At 63.9% G+C, this 15,276-nt stretch carries 14 protein-coding genes; 6 read left to right on the plus strand and 8 right to left on the minus strand.

The genetic code is table 11. From position 1 onward, the window contains the following. Window positions 1-67: 67 nt before the first annotated feature. The 3 genes from EOB80_RS23530 to EOB80_RS23540 form a co-directional block, all read right to left on the minus strand. Window positions 68-1,441 carry a glutamate--cysteine ligase gene (locus tag EOB80_RS23530; protein ID WP_127330045.1) on the minus strand — a complete coding sequence of 458 codons (1,374 nt, stop codon included), beginning with the start codon at window positions 1,439-1,441 and terminating at the stop codon, window positions 68-70. A 144-nt stretch (window positions 1,442-1,585) separates the two neighbouring features. Further along, window positions 1,586-2,320, minus strand: a complete 735-nt coding sequence (locus EOB80_RS23535) for a 16S rRNA (uracil(1498)-N(3))-methyltransferase (RefSeq protein WP_127330047.1) — start codon at window positions 2,318-2,320, stop codon at window positions 1,586-1,588. Window positions 2,321-2,351: 31 nt separating this feature from the next. Next, entirely contained in the window at window positions 2,352-2,999 is a 648-nt protein-coding gene (locus EOB80_RS23540) for a hypothetical protein (protein ID WP_127330049.1), read from the minus strand. Window positions 3,000-3,087: 88 nt separating this feature from the next. Here EOB80_RS23540 and EOB80_RS23545 point away from each other — a divergent pair, with 88 nt between their 5' ends. Beyond that, window positions 3,088-3,786 carry a type 1 glutamine amidotransferase gene (locus tag EOB80_RS23545; RefSeq protein WP_127267708.1) on the plus strand — a complete coding sequence of 233 codons (699 nt, stop codon included), beginning with the start codon at window positions 3,088-3,090 and terminating at the stop codon, window positions 3,784-3,786. Between the two features lie 292 nt (window positions 3,787-4,078). After that, entirely contained in the window at window positions 4,079-4,210 is a 132-nt protein-coding gene (locus EOB80_RS35890) for a hypothetical protein (protein ID WP_281058073.1), read from the plus strand. A 39-nt stretch (window positions 4,211-4,249) separates the two neighbouring features. Here EOB80_RS35890 and EOB80_RS23555 read toward each other — a convergent pair whose 3' ends face one another. From EOB80_RS23555 to EOB80_RS23565, 3 genes are read right to left on the minus strand one after another with little or no spacing between them, the layout of a single operon-like run. Continuing rightward, entirely contained in the window at window positions 4,250-5,023 is a 774-nt protein-coding gene (locus EOB80_RS23555; protein WP_127330053.1) for a metallophosphoesterase family protein, read from the minus strand. A gap of 35 nt (window positions 5,024-5,058) precedes the next feature. Continuing rightward, entirely contained in the window at window positions 5,059-6,195 is a 1,137-nt protein-coding gene (locus EOB80_RS23560) for an alpha-hydroxy acid oxidase (RefSeq protein WP_127330055.1), read from the minus strand. Between the two features lie 19 nt (window positions 6,196-6,214). Then, window positions 6,215-7,018, minus strand: a complete 804-nt coding sequence (locus EOB80_RS23565) for an FCD domain-containing protein (protein ID WP_127321488.1) — start codon at window positions 7,016-7,018, stop codon at window positions 6,215-6,217. Between the two features lie 203 nt (window positions 7,019-7,221). Between EOB80_RS23565 and EOB80_RS23570 the strand changes: the two genes are divergently transcribed. The 4 genes from EOB80_RS23570 (at window position 7,222) to glcF (ending at window position 13,001) form a co-directional block, all read left to right on the plus strand. Next, window positions 7,222-8,544, plus strand: coding sequence for a DUF3422 family protein (locus EOB80_RS23570; RefSeq protein ID WP_127330057.1), 1,323 nt, complete (start codon window positions 7,222-7,224; stop codon window positions 8,542-8,544). A gap of 193 nt (window positions 8,545-8,737) precedes the next feature. Beyond that, window positions 8,738-10,234 carry an FAD-linked oxidase C-terminal domain-containing protein gene (locus EOB80_RS23575; RefSeq protein WP_127330059.1) on the plus strand — a complete coding sequence of 499 codons (1,497 nt, stop codon included), beginning with the start codon at window positions 8,738-8,740 and terminating at the stop codon, window positions 10,232-10,234. A 224-nt stretch (window positions 10,235-10,458) separates the two neighbouring features. Continuing rightward, the gene (gene glcE, locus EOB80_RS23585) at window positions 10,459-11,664 is read left to right on the plus strand and encodes a glycolate oxidase subunit GlcE (protein ID WP_127330063.1); all 1,206 of its coding nucleotides are present in this window, start codon (window positions 10,459-10,461) and stop codon (window positions 11,662-11,664) included. A gap of 11 nt (window positions 11,665-11,675) precedes the next feature. After that, on the plus strand, window positions 11,676-13,001 hold the full coding sequence (gene glcF / locus EOB80_RS23590) for a glycolate oxidase subunit GlcF (RefSeq protein ID WP_127330065.1): 1,326 nt from the start codon (window positions 11,676-11,678) through the stop codon (window positions 12,999-13,001). 176 nt (window positions 13,002-13,177) lie between these two features. Here glcF and EOB80_RS23595 read toward each other — a convergent pair whose 3' ends face one another. Both EOB80_RS23595 and EOB80_RS23600 read right to left on the minus strand, forming a co-directional pair. Continuing rightward, the gene (locus tag EOB80_RS23595) at window positions 13,178-14,098 is read right to left on the minus strand and encodes a bifunctional 5,10-methylenetetrahydrofolate dehydrogenase/5,10-methenyltetrahydrofolate cyclohydrolase (RefSeq protein ID WP_127330067.1); all 921 of its coding nucleotides are present in this window, start codon (window positions 14,096-14,098) and stop codon (window positions 13,178-13,180) included. 262 nt (window positions 14,099-14,360) lie between these two features. Beyond that, complete coding sequence (locus EOB80_RS23600; protein ID WP_027035566.1) at window positions 14,361-15,107, minus strand: L,D-transpeptidase; 747 nt, start codon at window positions 15,105-15,107, stop codon at window positions 14,361-14,363. Window positions 15,108-15,276: the final 169 nt, after the last annotated feature.

Below are 15,276 nucleotides of genomic sequence, written 5' to 3' on the forward strand. Positions count from 1 at the left end.
CCTAGTTTGTTTCCACTTCCGATTGAAGCGACTTTTGCCGGCCGGTCAGCTTTGCCAGATCCGAGGGTTAATAGGCGTATTCCATGAAAACCGGCTCGATCGAGCCGCCCCAGCGCGTGTGGTAGGCCGACAGCATCTCCTCGGCGCTGGTTGTGCCGCGCGCCACGACCTCGTCGAGCGTGTTGAGGAACGAGGTCTCGTCATAACCGTCGCGGTTCTTCTTGCCACGGTTCTTCAGGCCCATGCGGGAAATGACCATCACGTCACGCGCGATCTCGCGCAGCGTGGTGTTGCGGAACGGTGCGGAAATGCCTTGTTCCGGCACGGCGTTGCGCATCGCCAGCGTTTCTTCATACGTCCAGCTCGACGTCAACGCCTCGGCGGCATCGAGTGCGGCTTCATCATAGAGCAGCCCGACCCAGAACGCAGGCAGCGCGCAGATGCGCCGCCATGGCCCGCCATCGGCGCCGCGCATCTCAAGGAAGCGCTTCAGCCGCACGTCCGGGAACAGCGTCGACAGATGGTTCGCCCAGTCGCCCATTGTCGGCAGCCCGTCCGGCACCTGATTGCGCGCGGCACCGGCCATGAACTGACGGAAGGTGATGTGCGTCATGTCGTGATAGTGGCCGTCGCGGATGACGAAATACATCGGCACGTCGAGCGCCCATTCGACATAGTCGGCGAAACCGAAATCGGGCGAGAAGCAGAATTCGAGCAGGCCCGAGCGCTGGTTGTCGGTGTCGCGCCAGATATCGCCGCGCCAGCTCTGCAAGCCGTTCGGGTGGCTTTCGGTGAAAGGCGAATTGGCGAACAATGCCGTCGACAGCGGCTGCAGCTTCAACGACACCTGCATCTTGCGGCGCATGTCGGCCTCGCTCTCGAAGTCGAGATTCACCTGGATCGTGCAGGTGCGGTACATCATGTCGAGGCCCTTGGTGCCGACCTTGGGCATGTAGCGCGTCATGATCTCATAGCGCGATTTCGGCATTTTCGGCGTCTCGGCCAGCGACCATTTCGGGCTGCCGCCGAGGCCGAGGAAACGGATGCCCATCGGCTCGGCGATCTCGCGCACCTGCGCCAGATGGGCGTTGCCCTCGCGGCAGGTCTGGTGGATCGTTTCCAGCGGTGCGCCGGAAAGCTCGAACTGGCCGCCGGGTTCCAGCGAAATCGCACCCTGACCGGTCGGCTCGACCAGGCCGATGATGCGGCCGTCATCGACGATCGGATCCCAGCCGAGCTTTGACTGCATGCCTTCGAGAATGGCGCGGATGCCGCGCTCGCCGCCATAGGGGACCGGTGCATTGCCGTCGACATAGAAGGGGAATTTCTCGTGCTCGGTGCCGATGCGCCATTTGTCGCGCGGCTTGTTGCCTTCGGCCAGATGCTCGACGAGTTCGTCGACACCTTCGATCGGGCGGAAATCGGTCGTATCGCGCGCCATGATGGTACCCTCAGAGGCGGCCGGATGACCGCCGGCGGTAAATGGACGAAATGTCAGCAGACGATCAAGCGAAAAATCCTGAGCCACAGGTCAACAGGAATTGAACGTTGCTGGAACTCTGCGTCCCTTGCAAGGGATGACGTCTCACCAGTCTCCGACAGTTGCCTGCATCACCGCGAGCGCGGCGACCGCCGCGGTATCGGCGCGCAGGATACGCGGGCCGAGTGGAATGGCGGTGACGAAGGGCAGGGCGCGCAGCATCTTGCGCTCGTCGTCGGAAAAACCGCCCTCTGGCCCGACCAGCAGCCCAAGCTTCTTGTCCTTGACCGCCTGCAGCGCGGCCAGCGGATTGTTGGTCGAAGCATCCTCATCGCAGAAGATCAGCCGTCGCTCTGTGTCCCAACCGGTCAGCAGGCGGTCGAATTTTTCGGCTTCGCGCACCTGAGGCACCGCCAGGATGCCGCATTGTTCGGCGGCTTCGACGACATTGGCGCGCAGGCGATCGATCGACGGCTTGGCCACTTGCGTGTGCTGGGTGATGACCGGCTGCAGGATGCCGGCGCCCATCTCGACCGCCTTCTGCACGAGATAGTCGAGCCGGCCCTGCTTCAGCGGCGCAAAGCAGTAGACGAGATCAGGCAGCGGCGGCTGCGGCCGCTGCAGCGCTGACACCTTCAGCCGCACCGCCCTTTTCGTCTTCGCTGATATGGCCGCTGACCACTCCCCGTCGCGGCCATTGAACACCAGGATTTCGGCGCCTTCGCCAAGCCGCAGCACATGCAGGAGATAGTGGCTCTGCTGTTGGCCGGCGTCGAACTCGACATCCGGCGCGAGATCGTCGGGCACGAACAGACGTTGCATCTTGTAATTGGCGCGCATCGCCGAGGAATGAGCGAGCCGGCCGCCGGCGTCAAGCCTCGGCGGTAGGATGCCACACCGGCCGAAAGCCATGCCGCAGCACGGCGAGCGTCGTGGCCGGCGTCAGCAGCGACAGCGTCCTGTCTTTGAGCAGGCCGAAATCTGCGGGTGGGCCATATCCCGCAAACGACCAGCGCAGCGTCTTGCCCCGACGCAGGGCATAAACAGTGCGACCATCCGCAACCATGGCGCCGTCCGGCAGGCCGGCAAGGTCTTCAACAGCAATCCCTGGCGGCCTGCCGCCCGAGGCCAGCCGCTCCTTGTGCAGCCGCTTGTCGACCATCGGCGCGCGCGGTTCGGCAATGCCGAACGCGTCGCCGAAGCGGCCGACGAAATCCCTGGCCCGTTCGCGCTGGCAAAAGAAGCAGGGGCGATGCCCGGCCGCCAATGCCGTCACCTCGTCGAGGAAGAACAGTTCTGTCCAGCCCGCTTTGCCGCCCTTCCGGTTGCGGCCCATCGGTTCGCGCCGCACATCGCGGAATTGGCGGACGCAGATGATCCAGGCCGGAAGCGCCCAGCGCTTCTTCTTGAGCGTCTTGGTCTCGGGATCGTGGATGATGCCGCGATTGCCGGTGAACATGCCGCGATCAGGCACGGCGTGGATGGTACCGAACGGATCGACCCGGTTCTGCAGTGGCATAGTTTTCTCTCCGGACACGCATCTTGGCTGCAATGCGAGCGGCATGATATCGCTCGTCGCATCTTTTTCATGTCAGCAGGGTTTTGTGATGCGGGTGCTGGTGGTCCAGAACTACGATAATACCGGCCTCGGCCAGGTCGGCGCAGCACTTGCGGAAGCGGGTGCCGATCTCGACCTGCGTCTCCCTTACAAAGGCGATCCCCTGCCGGATGACGCGGCCGGGCATGATGCCATGATCGTGCTCGGCGGCGGCCAGAACGCGCTGGCCGACGATGAGTACCCCTATTTCCCGGCACTGCTCGAACTGACCCGCGACTTTGCCGACAAGGATCGCGCCGTGCTCGGCATCTGCCTGGGCAGCCAACTCGTCGCCCGTGCCTTCGGCGGCGAAAACCGCATCGGCGGCGCCAATGAGTTCGGCTGGCACGGCGTATCGCTGACGGCGGACGCCAAGGGCGATCCGGTGCTGGGCGCGCTGCCGGAGAAATTCCCGATCTTCCAGTGGCATGACGACACCTTCGTGCTGCCCGAGGCCGCCGTGCGGCTTGCCGGCAACGATGTCGCCGAGAACCAGGCATTTCGCGTCGGACGCGCCGTCTACGGTTTCCAGTTCCATTTCGAGGCCGACCGGCCGATGGTCGAGGACTGGAGCACGTCCTTTGCCCCGACCATCGCCGCTCGCCATCCCGACTGGGCCGGCAAGCTCGATGGCGAAATGGCCCGCAACGGGCCCGATGCGGATGCCGCTGGCCTCGCCATTGCCCGTGCCTGGGTAGCGACCATCTGAGTGTTGGCCTCTCCGTACCCTCCAGCGTGACATAATTGGCACGCAGCGGTGAAACCGCCTGGGGAAAACCGTTTCATTCTTGGCTTGTGTCCGCCCGCCATCCTAGAAGGCGCGCGCTCTGCATCCTCTGTGCAACGGCTATGAACCTTTGTGTGACCCGCGCGACACACCGTTGATACAGAACATGCCTAGAAGCGCAAAATCGTCGAAACTTTGAAGCGAATTCTCCGTTTCAACGCATTGGTAACCGCCTGGTGCACAGATGCAGAAAGCTCAACAAGAGATGACCTCCGTGAAAGCAGCGCTTCTGTCCTTTGTTATGTTGTCCGCCATCGTGCTGTGCGGTCTCGGCATCTATGCCGCCGACGCAGCCAACAACCACAACGCCGTAGACGGTTACGGCGTCACCGCCTCGCTGCGCTAAAGACGGGAAGCGTCTTTCGCGTCCTCCGACGCGCGACGTTCAAGCTTCCTTGATCGTCATTGTCAGGATGCGTTTGTCCGCGCCGTCGACGACGAGCGCGCTCAGCATGTCTGATTGCCAGGCAAGCGTGTCGACATTGACGCGATTGGCCATCACTTCCGCCTCCGGCACCGGCGTGTGGCCATGCACCACGATCTTCGGATAGAGGTCGGGGTGGTTGTGAAAGGCGTCGCGGATCCAGATCAGATCCTGCGGGCTTTGCTTCTCCAGAGGAATACCCGGCCTGATGCCGGCATGGCAGAAGAAGAAGTCCCCGAAAGTCACGGAGAACGGCAGCGATCGCAGGAAGTCGATGTGGCTTTGCGGCACGGCCTCGACCAGGGCCTGATGTCCTTTGCGCACGGCCGATTCGGCCTTGCCGAACCACACGCTGGTGCCTTCACTGATCGCCACGCCGTAAGACTGTGCCGTCTGGATGCCGCCGAACCGGATGAAAAGTCCTTCCGGGTCAGGGGTCTTGAGAAAATCGAGAAAGCCGATGTCGTGGTTGCCGGCCAGCATCAGGTGACGAGGGTCGCGCTCTTGCGCTTCGATCAGGAAATCGATGACGCCCTTCGAGTCCGGCCCGCGGTCGACATAGTCGCCAAGATGGATGACGCGCCAGTCGGCAGGTGGGTCCTGCTCGATCTCGGCCCTGATGCGCCGATGCATGGCGGCCACCAGGTCGAGCCGGCCGTGGATGTCGCCGATCGCGTAAAGACGCACACCTTCCGGCCCATGCGCGTCGAGAAAATGGATGCCGGGTTCTGCCAATTTTTCGGTGTCTCCGTGGTCGCGCGGTCACGGGCTTAGCGCCGGAGCTGGTCCTTGCCCATGTCGGTGACAAGACGCTTTCCGCACAGCGCCAGCGTGATGTCCATCTCCTTGCGGATGATTTCCAACGCCTTGGTAACCCCTTCCTTGCCAAGCGCCCCCAGGCCGTAAAGAAATGGCCGGCCGATATAGGTTCCCTTGGCACCGAGGCAAAGCGCCTTCAGGACATCCTGGCCGGAGCGGATGCCGCCATCCATATGCACTTCGATCGTGTCGCTGACCGCGTCGGCAATCTCTTCCAGCACGCCGATCGACGACGACGCACCATCGAGCTGGCGCCCGCCATGGTTGGAAACGATGATCGCGTCGGCGCCGGTCTTGGCCGCCATCAGCGCGTCCTCCTTGTCGAGAATGCCCTTCAGGATCAGCTTGCCGCCCCAGCGCTCCTTGATCCAGGCGACGTCCTTCCACGACAGATGCGGGTCGAACTGCTCCGTCGTCCAGGATGCCAGCGAGGCCATGTTGCCGACGCCCTTGGCGTGGCCGACAATGTTGCGGAAGGTCCGCCGCTTCGTGCCGGCCATGGCGGCGCACCAGTGCGGGCGAATGGCCATGTCGACGATGTTCGTCAGCGTCAGCTTGGGTGGTGCGGAAAGCCCGTTGCGGATGTCCTTGTGGCGCTGACCGAGAATCTGCAGGTCGAGCGTCAGCACGAGCGCCGAGCATTTCGCCGCCTTTGCCCTGTCGATCAGGTTGAGCACGAAATCCTTGTCACGCAGCACATAGAGCTGAAACCAGAACGGCTTCGTGGTTACCGAGGCGACATCCTCGATGGAGCAGATGCTCATCGTCGACAAGGTAAACGGCACGCCGAATTCCTCCGCCGCCTGCGCCGCCAGCATCTCGCCATTGGCGTGCTGCATGCCGGTCATGCCGGTTGGCGCCAATGCCACCGGCATCGACACTTTTTCGCCGATCATCGTCGATGCCAGCGAACGGTTGTCCATATCGACGAGCACGCGCTGGCGGAACTTGATCTTCTGGAAATCCTCTTCGTTGGCCCGATACGTGCTTTCGGTCCACGAACCGGAATCGGCATAGTCGAAGAACATCTTCGGCACGCGCCGGCGGGCGAGGTCCTTGAGGTCGGCGATGGTCAGGATCTGGCTCATGGGCTTTCCGTTTCGATAGCTAGGAGCGTTTGCGTGCTGGTTCTGTATCGGTGGCGTCGACCCGCTGTTTCAACCTCAGTCGCGAGACGCGCTGCCAGTCGCCGCTGCGCTCGGCCTCCGCCATCGACCGTTCGACATAGGTGATGTGGTCCATCGCCGCTTGCCGGGCGGCATCCGGATCGCCGGCCTTCACCGCCGCATGGATCGCGCGGTGCTGCGCGAGCAGGGCGTCGCGCGCGCCGGGCACGCTGAACACCAGCAGCCGGTTCTGGAACACGCCCTCAGACAACAGCCGGTAACAGGAGCGCAACGTGTGCAAAAGGATGATGTTGTGCGCGCACTCGCAGATCGCGTGGTGAAACTCGACATCGATCTCGGCCTCGTCGTCGAAGTCGCCGGTCCGGTGCGCATCGTCCATGCGTGCCATGATCTTGTCGAGCAGCGCCATGTCGTCGGCGGTGGCGCGCCGTGCCGCGTATTCAGCCGCGACCCCTTCGATCTCGCGGCGATATTCCAGATAATCGGTCACTGCCTTGCGGTGCATCGAGATCAGGTCCGTCACCGGTTTGGTGAAGAGCTGGCCGATGACATCGGCGATATGGGTGCCGCCGCCGGGCCTTGTCGTCAAAAGGCCGCGTCCTTCCAGTGACTTCAGCGCATCACGCAGGATCGGCCGGGATACGTCGAACTGGCGTGCAAGCTCGCGCTCGCCCGGCAGCCGGTCGCCGGTGCGCAGCACGCCTTCGAGGATGAGGCTCTCGATTTGCTGCACCACCTCGTCGGCGGTGCGCGAATGCTCGATCCTGGAAAAAATGTCGCTCAACAGAATGCCTGGAAGGTGAACCGGTGTCGCAGAATAGAGCCTGCCTCGCCAACTGGTCAAATTATTTATCCAATTGACAAAAGCGGGCCGATTTTCCGCCCGATGCCATCACCTTCGGCTAACTTTGCCGTTTGCGTCATCAGGCCATTGGCACTAGAGGGACGCGCGTGCAAGAGGGTTCAAGGAAACCCAGGGAACAAGCCGTGTCAGACGACCCGTCCGATCTCGAATTCCAGCCGCGCGCCAAGGGCAGCGTGATGGGCTTTCCCGCGCATGAGGGCCGGCCCGGCGCACTCGGCGAGGTTCATGCCCGGCCGCACCCGCTGATCGAAAAGCCACGCGTCCTGATGCAACTCGCCTTCATGACGGAGGGTGGCTCGGGCGTCGACCACGCGGTGCTTTCCGAACTGTCGCGGCGCCTGGGCATCGCCGCGCCCGACCGCCAGGCCCGCCACCATGCCATGAAATGGGGCAAGGGCTCGCTGCGGTGGGAGCGGCACACCGAGTTCTCGACCTATTTGTGGGAAGGGCCGCTTTCCGAAAGCGGCAGGACGCAGGAGGACTCCCCCTTCGGCAACGGGTTTTCGCCGCCGGGAACCTGCATCTCCGGCATCAGGCTCGAAATCCGCAAATGGACGCAAGCGAGCGAGCAGCTGATAGCCGGTTTCGATCCGACCAGCCTGTGCTACTCGCTGGTCGAGCGCGGAAACGCCGCCATCGTCACCGATTTTCGGCAGGATGGCGATGGCCTGACGCGCATGCTGCTGCTCGATCGCGGCTTGACCCCGGCGCGTACCGGCGCGTTGTCGCAGCGGCTTATCGACATCGAAACCTATCGGACGCTGGCCATGCTCGGCCTGCCGCTGGCGCTGACCTTGTCCGGCCGCGCCCGCCGCATCGAAGACCGGCTGGCGCAGACCACGCTGGAGATGAAGGTCGCAGGGACTCGTGACAGCCAGACCTTGCTGGCCGATCTGACCGAACTTGCGGCGGAGTTGGAGGCGGACGCGGCGTCGAGCCTTTACCGTTTCGGCGCCAGCCGTGCCTATGACGGCATCGTCGGCGAACGGCTGGAGGCGCTCGAGGAAGAGGCTGTGCCCGGCTATGACACATGGCGCGGGTTCCTGCAGCGCCGGGTGGCGCCCGCAATGCGCACCTGCCGCTCGGTCGAGGAGCGGCAGGAAAATCTGTCGCGAAAACTGACCCGCGCCACGACACTGCTGCGCACCTGGGTCGATGTCGAGGTCGAGAAACAGAACCGCGACCTGCTTGCCTCGATGAACAACCGCGCCCGCCTGCAACTGCGGCTGCAGCAGACCGTCGAGGGGCTCTCGGTCGCCGCCGTCTCCTATTATGTGGTCGGCCTTGTCGGCTATGTCGCCAAGGGCGCCTCGATCTTCGGCCATGCCTTCGCGCCGGAGATCATTACCGCGGCTTCGGTGCCTGTCGCCATCCTGCTGGTCTGGTGGGGCGTACGCCGCGTGCGCAAGATGCACTCCGAACCCGGCAAGCCGCCCGGCGAATAGATCTGCTCACCCTCCCCCTTGTGGGGTGGGGGTCCTCGTAGAGCGCCGCGCGGGGGAGGGTGAGACAGCGGCAGATTGCCGCTGCGGAAGCTTGCCTCAGCCTTGATGCCGGATTCCCAACCACCACAGGATTTGCACCCAACGCGCTTCACTGGTAAAAGATTTTGACCAGTCAAGCGAAATGAGGCTGCTGATGTCCGGCCTGGCCATGCCGAAACCAGACGACGCCACGATGCGCCGGCGCGAAGAGATCGTCGCCGACATGCGCATCATCGTGCCGGGTGAGGGCGTCGTCGACGCCGCCAATTCCATGCGCGCCTTCGAGAGCGACGGCCTGACCGCCTATCGGCAGCTGCCGCTGGTTGTTGTTCTGCCGCAAACCGTGGCGCAGGTGTCGCGCGTGCTGAAATACTGCAACGATCGCAACATCCGCGTCGTGCCGCGCGGCTCCGGCACCTCGCTGTCGGGCGGCGCGCTGCCGCTCGAGGACGCGGTGCTTTTGGTGATGAGCCGCTTCAACCGTGTCCTCGAGATCGATTTCCCCAATCGCGTCGTCGTTGCCCAGCCGGGCGTCACCAATCTCGGCATCACCACCGCCGTCGAGCAGGAGGGCTTTTACTACGCCCCCGATCCATCCTCCCAGATCGCCTGCTCGATCGGCGGCAATGTCGCCGAAAATTCCGGCGGCGTGCACTGCCTGAAATATGGCCTCACCGCCAACAATGTGCTCGGCATCGAGATGGTGCTGATGAATGGCGAAGTGGTACGGCTCGGCGGCAGTCACCTCGATGCGGAAGGTTATGACTTGCTCGGCGTCATGACGGGTTCGGAAGGGCTGCTTGGCGTCGTCACCGAGGTCACCGTGCGCATCCTGAAGAAACCGGAGACGGCTCGCGCACTGCTGATCGGCTTCCCGACCAGTGAGCAGGGCGGCCAGTGCGTCGCCGACATCATCGGCGCCGGCATCATTCCGGGCGGCATGGAGATGATGGACCGGCCGGCGATCCACGCCGCCGAGGATTTCGTCCATGCCGGCTATCCCCTGGATGTCGAAGCGCTGCTGATCGTCGAGCTCGACGGGCCGGGCGTCGAGGTCGATCATCTGATCGGCCTTGTCGAGGCCATCGCCTACAAGAACGGCTCGACCACCTGCCGCATTTCGCAGTCCGAACAGGAACGGCTGAGCTTCTGGGCCGGCCGCAAGGCGGCGTTTCCGGCCGTCGGCCGCATCTCGCCCGACTACTACTGCATGGACGGCACCATCCCGCGCAAGGAGCTGCCGCGCGTGCTCGCCGGCATGCGCGAGCTGTCGGAAAAATACGGTCTCGGCGTCGCCAATGTCTTTCACGCCGGCGACGGCAATCTGCATCCGCTGATCCTCTACGATGCCAACGTACCGGGCGAACTCGACAAGGCCGAAAGCTTCGGCGCCGACATATTGCGGCTCTGCGTCAAGGTCGGCGGCGTGTTGACCGGCGAACACGGTGTGGGCGTGGAAAAACGCGACCTGATGCCGGAAATGTTCACGCAGATCGATCTCGACCAGCAGATGCGCGTCAAATGCGCCTTCGATCCCAACCATCTGCTCAACCCGGGAAAAGTGTTCCCGCAGCTGCGGCGATGCGCCGAACTCGGCCGCATGCACATTTCCGGCGGCAAGCTGCCGTTTCCGGACATTCCGAGGTTTTAACTGGACATGTCGGTGCTTGAACGCCCCCCTCTGTCCTGCCGGACATCTCCCCCTCAAGGGGGGAGATTTGCTATCATCGCGGCATTCGCCAACTACCAGCGTTGGAAGACAGATGCGACGTTGAAGTCGCCGATCTCCCCCCTTGCGGGGGAGATGTCCGGCAGGACAGAGGGGGGTGTGAAGGATCGCGACGCCTCCGCATCTGTCGATGGGGCGTCGATCCCATGACCACCTTCACCCCCACCACCCCATCCGAAGTCCTCTCCACCGTCGCCTGGGCAGCAGCGGAAGGCTCGCCGCTGGAAATCCTCGGCCACGGCTCCAAGCGTGGCGTCGGCCGGCCACTGCAAACCGAACACACGCTCGACCTGTCGAAACTCTCTGGCGTCACGCTCTATGAACCGGCTGAACTGGTGCTGTCGGCCAAGGCAGGCACACCGCTGGCCGAGATCGGAAAGCTGCTGGCGGAAAACGGCCAGCAGCTTGCCTTCGAGCCGATGGACTACGGTCCGCTGTTTGGTGGCGAGCCTGGCAAAGGCACTATCGGCGGCGTGCTCGCCGCGAACCTCTCCGGGCCGCGCCGGCTCACGGCAGGGGCTGCGCGCGATCATGTCCTGGGCATCAATGTGGTGTCCGGTCGTGGCGAGGCCTTCAAGTCGGGCGGCCGCGTCGTCAAGAACGTCACCGGCTATGACATGTCGAAGCTGATGGCCAACAGCTGGGGCACGCTGGCCGTATTCACCGACGTCACCTTCAAGGTGCTGCCCGCAGCCGAGACCGAAGTCACGCTCGCCATCCGTGGCCTGCTCGACGATGCCGCGGCCGCCGCTATGGCCCTGGCGCTCGGTTCCAGCGCGGAAGTGTCGAGTGCGGCCCATCTGCCGGAGCGCATCGCAGCACGGGTCGCTGGCAGCGCGCTCGGCAGCGACGCTGCAACGCTGCTGCGTGTCGAAGGGTTTGGCCCTTCCGTTGCCTACCGCATTGCCGCGCTGAAAACACTGCTCGGCAAGGCTGGGCCGCTGCAGGAGATCGCCGGCGAGGCTTCAACGGTCATCTGGCGCGATGTGCGCGATTGCAGGCCCTTCGCCGACAACAGCGAGAAACCTGTCTGGCGTGTCTCGATGACGCCGGGACAGAGCCACCAGATGGTCCTGACGCTGCGCATGCAGGCCGCCGTCAGCGCCTTCTATGACTGGCAAGGCGGGCTGGTGTGGCTGCGCATGGAACAAGGCGACCCGGAAGCCGCCCTGCTGCGCGGGCTGTTGAGGAAACATGGCGGCGGCCATGCGACGCTGGTGCGCGCCGCACCTTCGCATCGCGCCGCTCTGCCGGTGTTCGAGCCGCAGCCGCCCGCACTTGCCGCACTCAGCCAGCGCCTGAAGCAGGAATTCGACCCCAAAAAAATCCTCAATCCCGGCCGAATGGCTTAGGATCCAACGCGATGCAGACCAATTTTTCGCTTGCCCAGCTTGCCGATCCGCACGTCGCGGAATCCGAGAAAATCCTGCGCAAATGCGTGCATTGCGGCTTCTGCACCGCGACATGCCCGACCTATGTGACGCTTGGCAACGAGCTCGATTCACCGCGCGGGCGCATCTACCTGATCAAGGACATGCTGGAAAACGGCCGCCCGGCCGACAAGGAGATCGTCACCCATATCGATCGCTGCCTGTCGTGCCTCGCCTGCATGACCACCTGCCCGTCGGGCGTCAACTACATGCATCTGGTCGACCATGCCCGCGCCCATATCCAGGAGACCTATAAGCGTCCGCTGCTCGACCGCCTGACCCGCGCCATGCTGGCGTTCGTGCTGCCCTATCCCCAGCGCTTTCGCGCAGCGCTCAAGCTTGCGAAGCTGGGCAAGCCGTTTATGGGCTTGTTCGACAAGGTTCCGACGCTGAAGCCGCTCAGTGCGATGCTCAAGCTCGCGCCGGCGTCGATCCCGGCAGCTTCGCCGATGGGCTCGCCAGGCATCCATGCCGGGCAGGGGAGCAAAAGAGGCCGCGTCGCCATCCTCACCGGCTGCGCGCAATCGGTGCTCGATCCCGCCATCAACGACACCACGATTTCGCTGCTGACGCGGCTCGGCGTCGAGGTCGTGGTGCCACCGGGCGAGGGCTGCTGCGGCGCGCTGGTTCATCATATGGGGCGCGAGCAAGCCGCGCTTGCCTCTGCGAGGCAGAACGTCGATGCCTGGACGCGGGCGATCGACCAGGGTGGGCTCGATGCCATCGTCATCACCGCGTCCGGCTGTGGCACGACGATCAAGGATTACGGCTTCATGCTGCGGCTGGATCCGGCCTATGCCGACAAGGCCGCGCGCGTTTCGGCGCTGGCCAAGGACATCACCGAATATCTCTCGACCTTCGACCTGCCCGAGCCGGTGCGCAAGCCGGGCACGGTCGTCGCCTATCACTCGGCCTGTTCGATGCAGCACGGCCAGAAGATCACCCGCCAGCCGAAGGAACTGCTGGCCAAGGCCGGCTTCATCATGCGCGAGCCGCGTGAAGGACATCTCTGCTGCGGCTCCGCCGGCACCTACAACATCCTGCAGCCCGAGATCTCGGCCAAGCTGCGCGACCGCAAGGTGAAAAACATCGAGGCGACGGGAGCCTCGATCGTCGCCACCGGCAACATCGGCTGCATCACCCAGATCGCTTCCGCCGCCAAGCTGCCGGTGGTGCACACGATCAAGCTGCTCGACTGGGCTTATGGTGGACCGATGCCGGAGGGGATCCCCGAGGAAAGGCTGGCTGCGGCTGAGTAGCGTGGCGCGCTGTCTGAGTTACGGCAAATCCCCCTCATCCGGCCGCTTCGCGGCCACCTTCTCCCCGTTGAGGAGAAGAGATTTGCGCCGGCGCTGACAGCCTCCTCTCCCCTCGGGGAGAGGTCAGCCGAGCGAAGCGGAGGCTGGGTGAGGGGGCCTTTGGCGTCGCCCTGTCCTTACTCCGCCGCGAGCCTGTCCGCCGTACCGTAGGTCGCCTCATAAAGCGCGCGCTGGCGGCTGAGCGCGACCATGGTGTTGCGCAGCAGGATGGCGACCGTGATCGGGCCGACGCCGCCCGGCACCGGGGTAATCCAGGAGGCGACCTCGCGGACGCTTTCGGTGTCGACGTCGCCGACGATGCGGTTTGAGCCGTCGGGGCAGATTTCGGAATTGATGCCGATGTCGATGACGGCAGCACCCGGCTTGACCATGTCGGCCTTGATCAGCCGCGGCTTGCCGACGGCGACGAACAGCGCGTCGGCACGTCGCGCATGGGCGGCGACCGACCGCGTCATGTGGTGGCACACGGTCACCGTCGCGCCTTCGCTCATCAACAGGAAGGCGATCGGCTTGCCGACGATTTCCGAATGGCCGACGATGACGACTTCCAATCCCTTGAGGTCGAGGCCGGTTTCCTTGAGCAGTTCGACCGAGGCGGCCGCCGTGCAAGGCGCGAGATCGAGCTGGTTGTAGACGATGTTGCCGATCGAGGCCGGATGCATGCCTTCGACATCCTTGAGCGGATGCACCGCCGCCTGCAGCGTCCTGATCGGGATATGCACCGGGACCGGCCGCTGGATGATGATGCCGGTGACGCGCGGATCGGCATTCAGGCCGTGAATGGCCGCTTCCAGCTCGCCTGCCGTGATGGTGGCGGGAAAGCGCCGCTCCTCGAAATCGATGCCGGCGAGCTCAGCTTTGGCGCGCTGATTGCGCACATAAACATCCACCGCATCGGTGTCGCCGACGGTGATCGAGATCAGCTTGGGGGGAAAGCCCTCGGCTTTGGCGATCGCGGCGTCCTCGCGAACGGCGGCGATGATGCGCTGGGCGACCGGGCCGCCCTTGAGATAACGGCTGTCTTCGGACAGGGGCATGGGTGAACTCTTTTGTGGAACTAGCCACCGAGATAGCAAAAGAATGCGGTAAAGGGCAGCATGAAAGCGAACCGCTATGCCCGTTGCGCGACGCGTGGGTGACCTTTTGCCCTCGATTTCTGCTCAAAAACGGAAAGGGCAGCGCGGTTTCCCGTGCTGCCCTTCCTGACCGGCCGCATCCCCATACGGCCCGTCCCCCGTTATCCCTAAACCGGCCTCGAAAAGCGGACTGCTTTGCTGGCCAGGTGATTCGCAAGGATTATTATATCACCTCGACCGTGGTTCCGACATTGACCCGCTCATAAAGGTCGACGACGTCCTCGTTGCGCATGCGGATGCAGCCTGACGACACCGCGCCGCCGATCGTCCAGGGCTGGTTGGTGCCGTGGATGCGGTATTCGGTCGTGCCGAGATAGAGCGCGCGGGCGCCAAGCGGGTTCTCCGCGCCGCCGGCAAGATAGGTCGGCAAATATCGGCCCTTGGCGGCTTCGCGCTTGATCATCTGCGCCGGCGGGCGCCAGTCCGGCCACTCGCGTTTGTTGGTGATCTTGTGCGTACCCGACCATTCGAAGCCCGGCTTGCCGGTGCCGACGCCATAGCGCCTTGCCTTGCCGTTCTTCTCGACGAGGTAGAGGAAGTTCTGGGTGGTGTCGATGACGATCGTGCCCGGCTTCTGGCCTCCGTCATAGTCGACTTCCTGCGGCAGGTAGATCGGGTTGATCTGAGGACGCGCGAGCATGCGCTTGGCCGGCGGCTGCACCGCCGCCGTCTGCACCCGGTCGGGCTGCGCCGGGCGCAGGAGGCGTCTCTGTTGCTGCTGCTGCACCACCTGTCGGTTCTGGCGCACGATGCCGGGCGCCTGGCCAAGCTGCAGCACCCAGGGTGCTGAAAGGTCGGGGCTCACCATCACCGGCGGCCTGTCGGCATAGCGGTCGCCGGCGGTTGAGGGTGTGACGCCGGCGGCAAACACAGCCACGGCGCCGAGCACGGGAAACAACACTGTCTTCATCGTAACGCACCTTGATCGTCTGATACAAAACGGGTGGAAACGTCCTCCCGGTTCGGCGATCATTGGCGCGCAAGCAGCAACCGAAACATGAATCGGGATGCGTAAAATGCGGAACTGTCGGTAAACCTTTTGGTGTGGTTACCGCAGGGTTCAGGAATCTGGTAAAGCC

The sequence above is a fragment of the Mesorhizobium sp. M7A.F.Ca.MR.245.00.0.0 genome (assembly GCF_003997415.1).
GTDB lineage: Bacteria > Pseudomonadota > Alphaproteobacteria > Rhizobiales > Rhizobiaceae > Mesorhizobium.

Bases quoted from the DNA above. Each gene is read 5' to 3' on its own strand.
- EOB80_RS23530 (WP_127330045.1), bottom strand. From the start codon at position 1,441: ATGGCGCGCGATACGACCGATTTCCGCCCGATCGAAGGTGTCGACGAA.
- EOB80_RS23535 (WP_127330047.1), bottom strand. From the start codon at position 2,320: ATGCGCGCCAATTACAAGATGCAACGTCTGTTCGTGCCCGACGATCTC.
- EOB80_RS23540 (WP_127330049.1), bottom strand. From the start codon at position 2,999: ATGCCACTGCAGAACCGGGTCGATCCGTTCGGTACCATCCACGCCGTG.
- EOB80_RS23545 (WP_127267708.1), top strand. From the start codon at position 3,088: ATGCGGGTGCTGGTGGTCCAGAACTACGATAATACCGGCCTCGGCCAG.
- EOB80_RS23560 (WP_127330055.1), bottom strand. From the start codon at position 6,195: ATGAGCCAGATCCTGACCATCGCCGACCTCAAGGACCTCGCCCGCCGG.
- EOB80_RS23575 (WP_127330059.1), top strand. From the start codon at position 8,738: ATGTCCGGCCTGGCCATGCCGAAACCAGACGACGCCACGATGCGCCGG.
- glcE (WP_127330063.1), top strand. From the start codon at position 10,459: ATGACCACCTTCACCCCCACCACCCCATCCGAAGTCCTCTCCACCGTC.
- glcF (WP_127330065.1), top strand. From the start codon at position 11,676: ATGCAGACCAATTTTTCGCTTGCCCAGCTTGCCGATCCGCACGTCGCG.
- EOB80_RS23595 (WP_127330067.1), bottom strand. From the start codon at position 14,098: ATGCCCCTGTCCGAAGACAGCCGTTATCTCAAGGGCGGCCCGGTCGCC.
- EOB80_RS23600 (WP_027035566.1), bottom strand. From the start codon at position 15,107: ATGAAGACAGTGTTGTTTCCCGTGCTCGGCGCCGTGGCTGTGTTTGCC.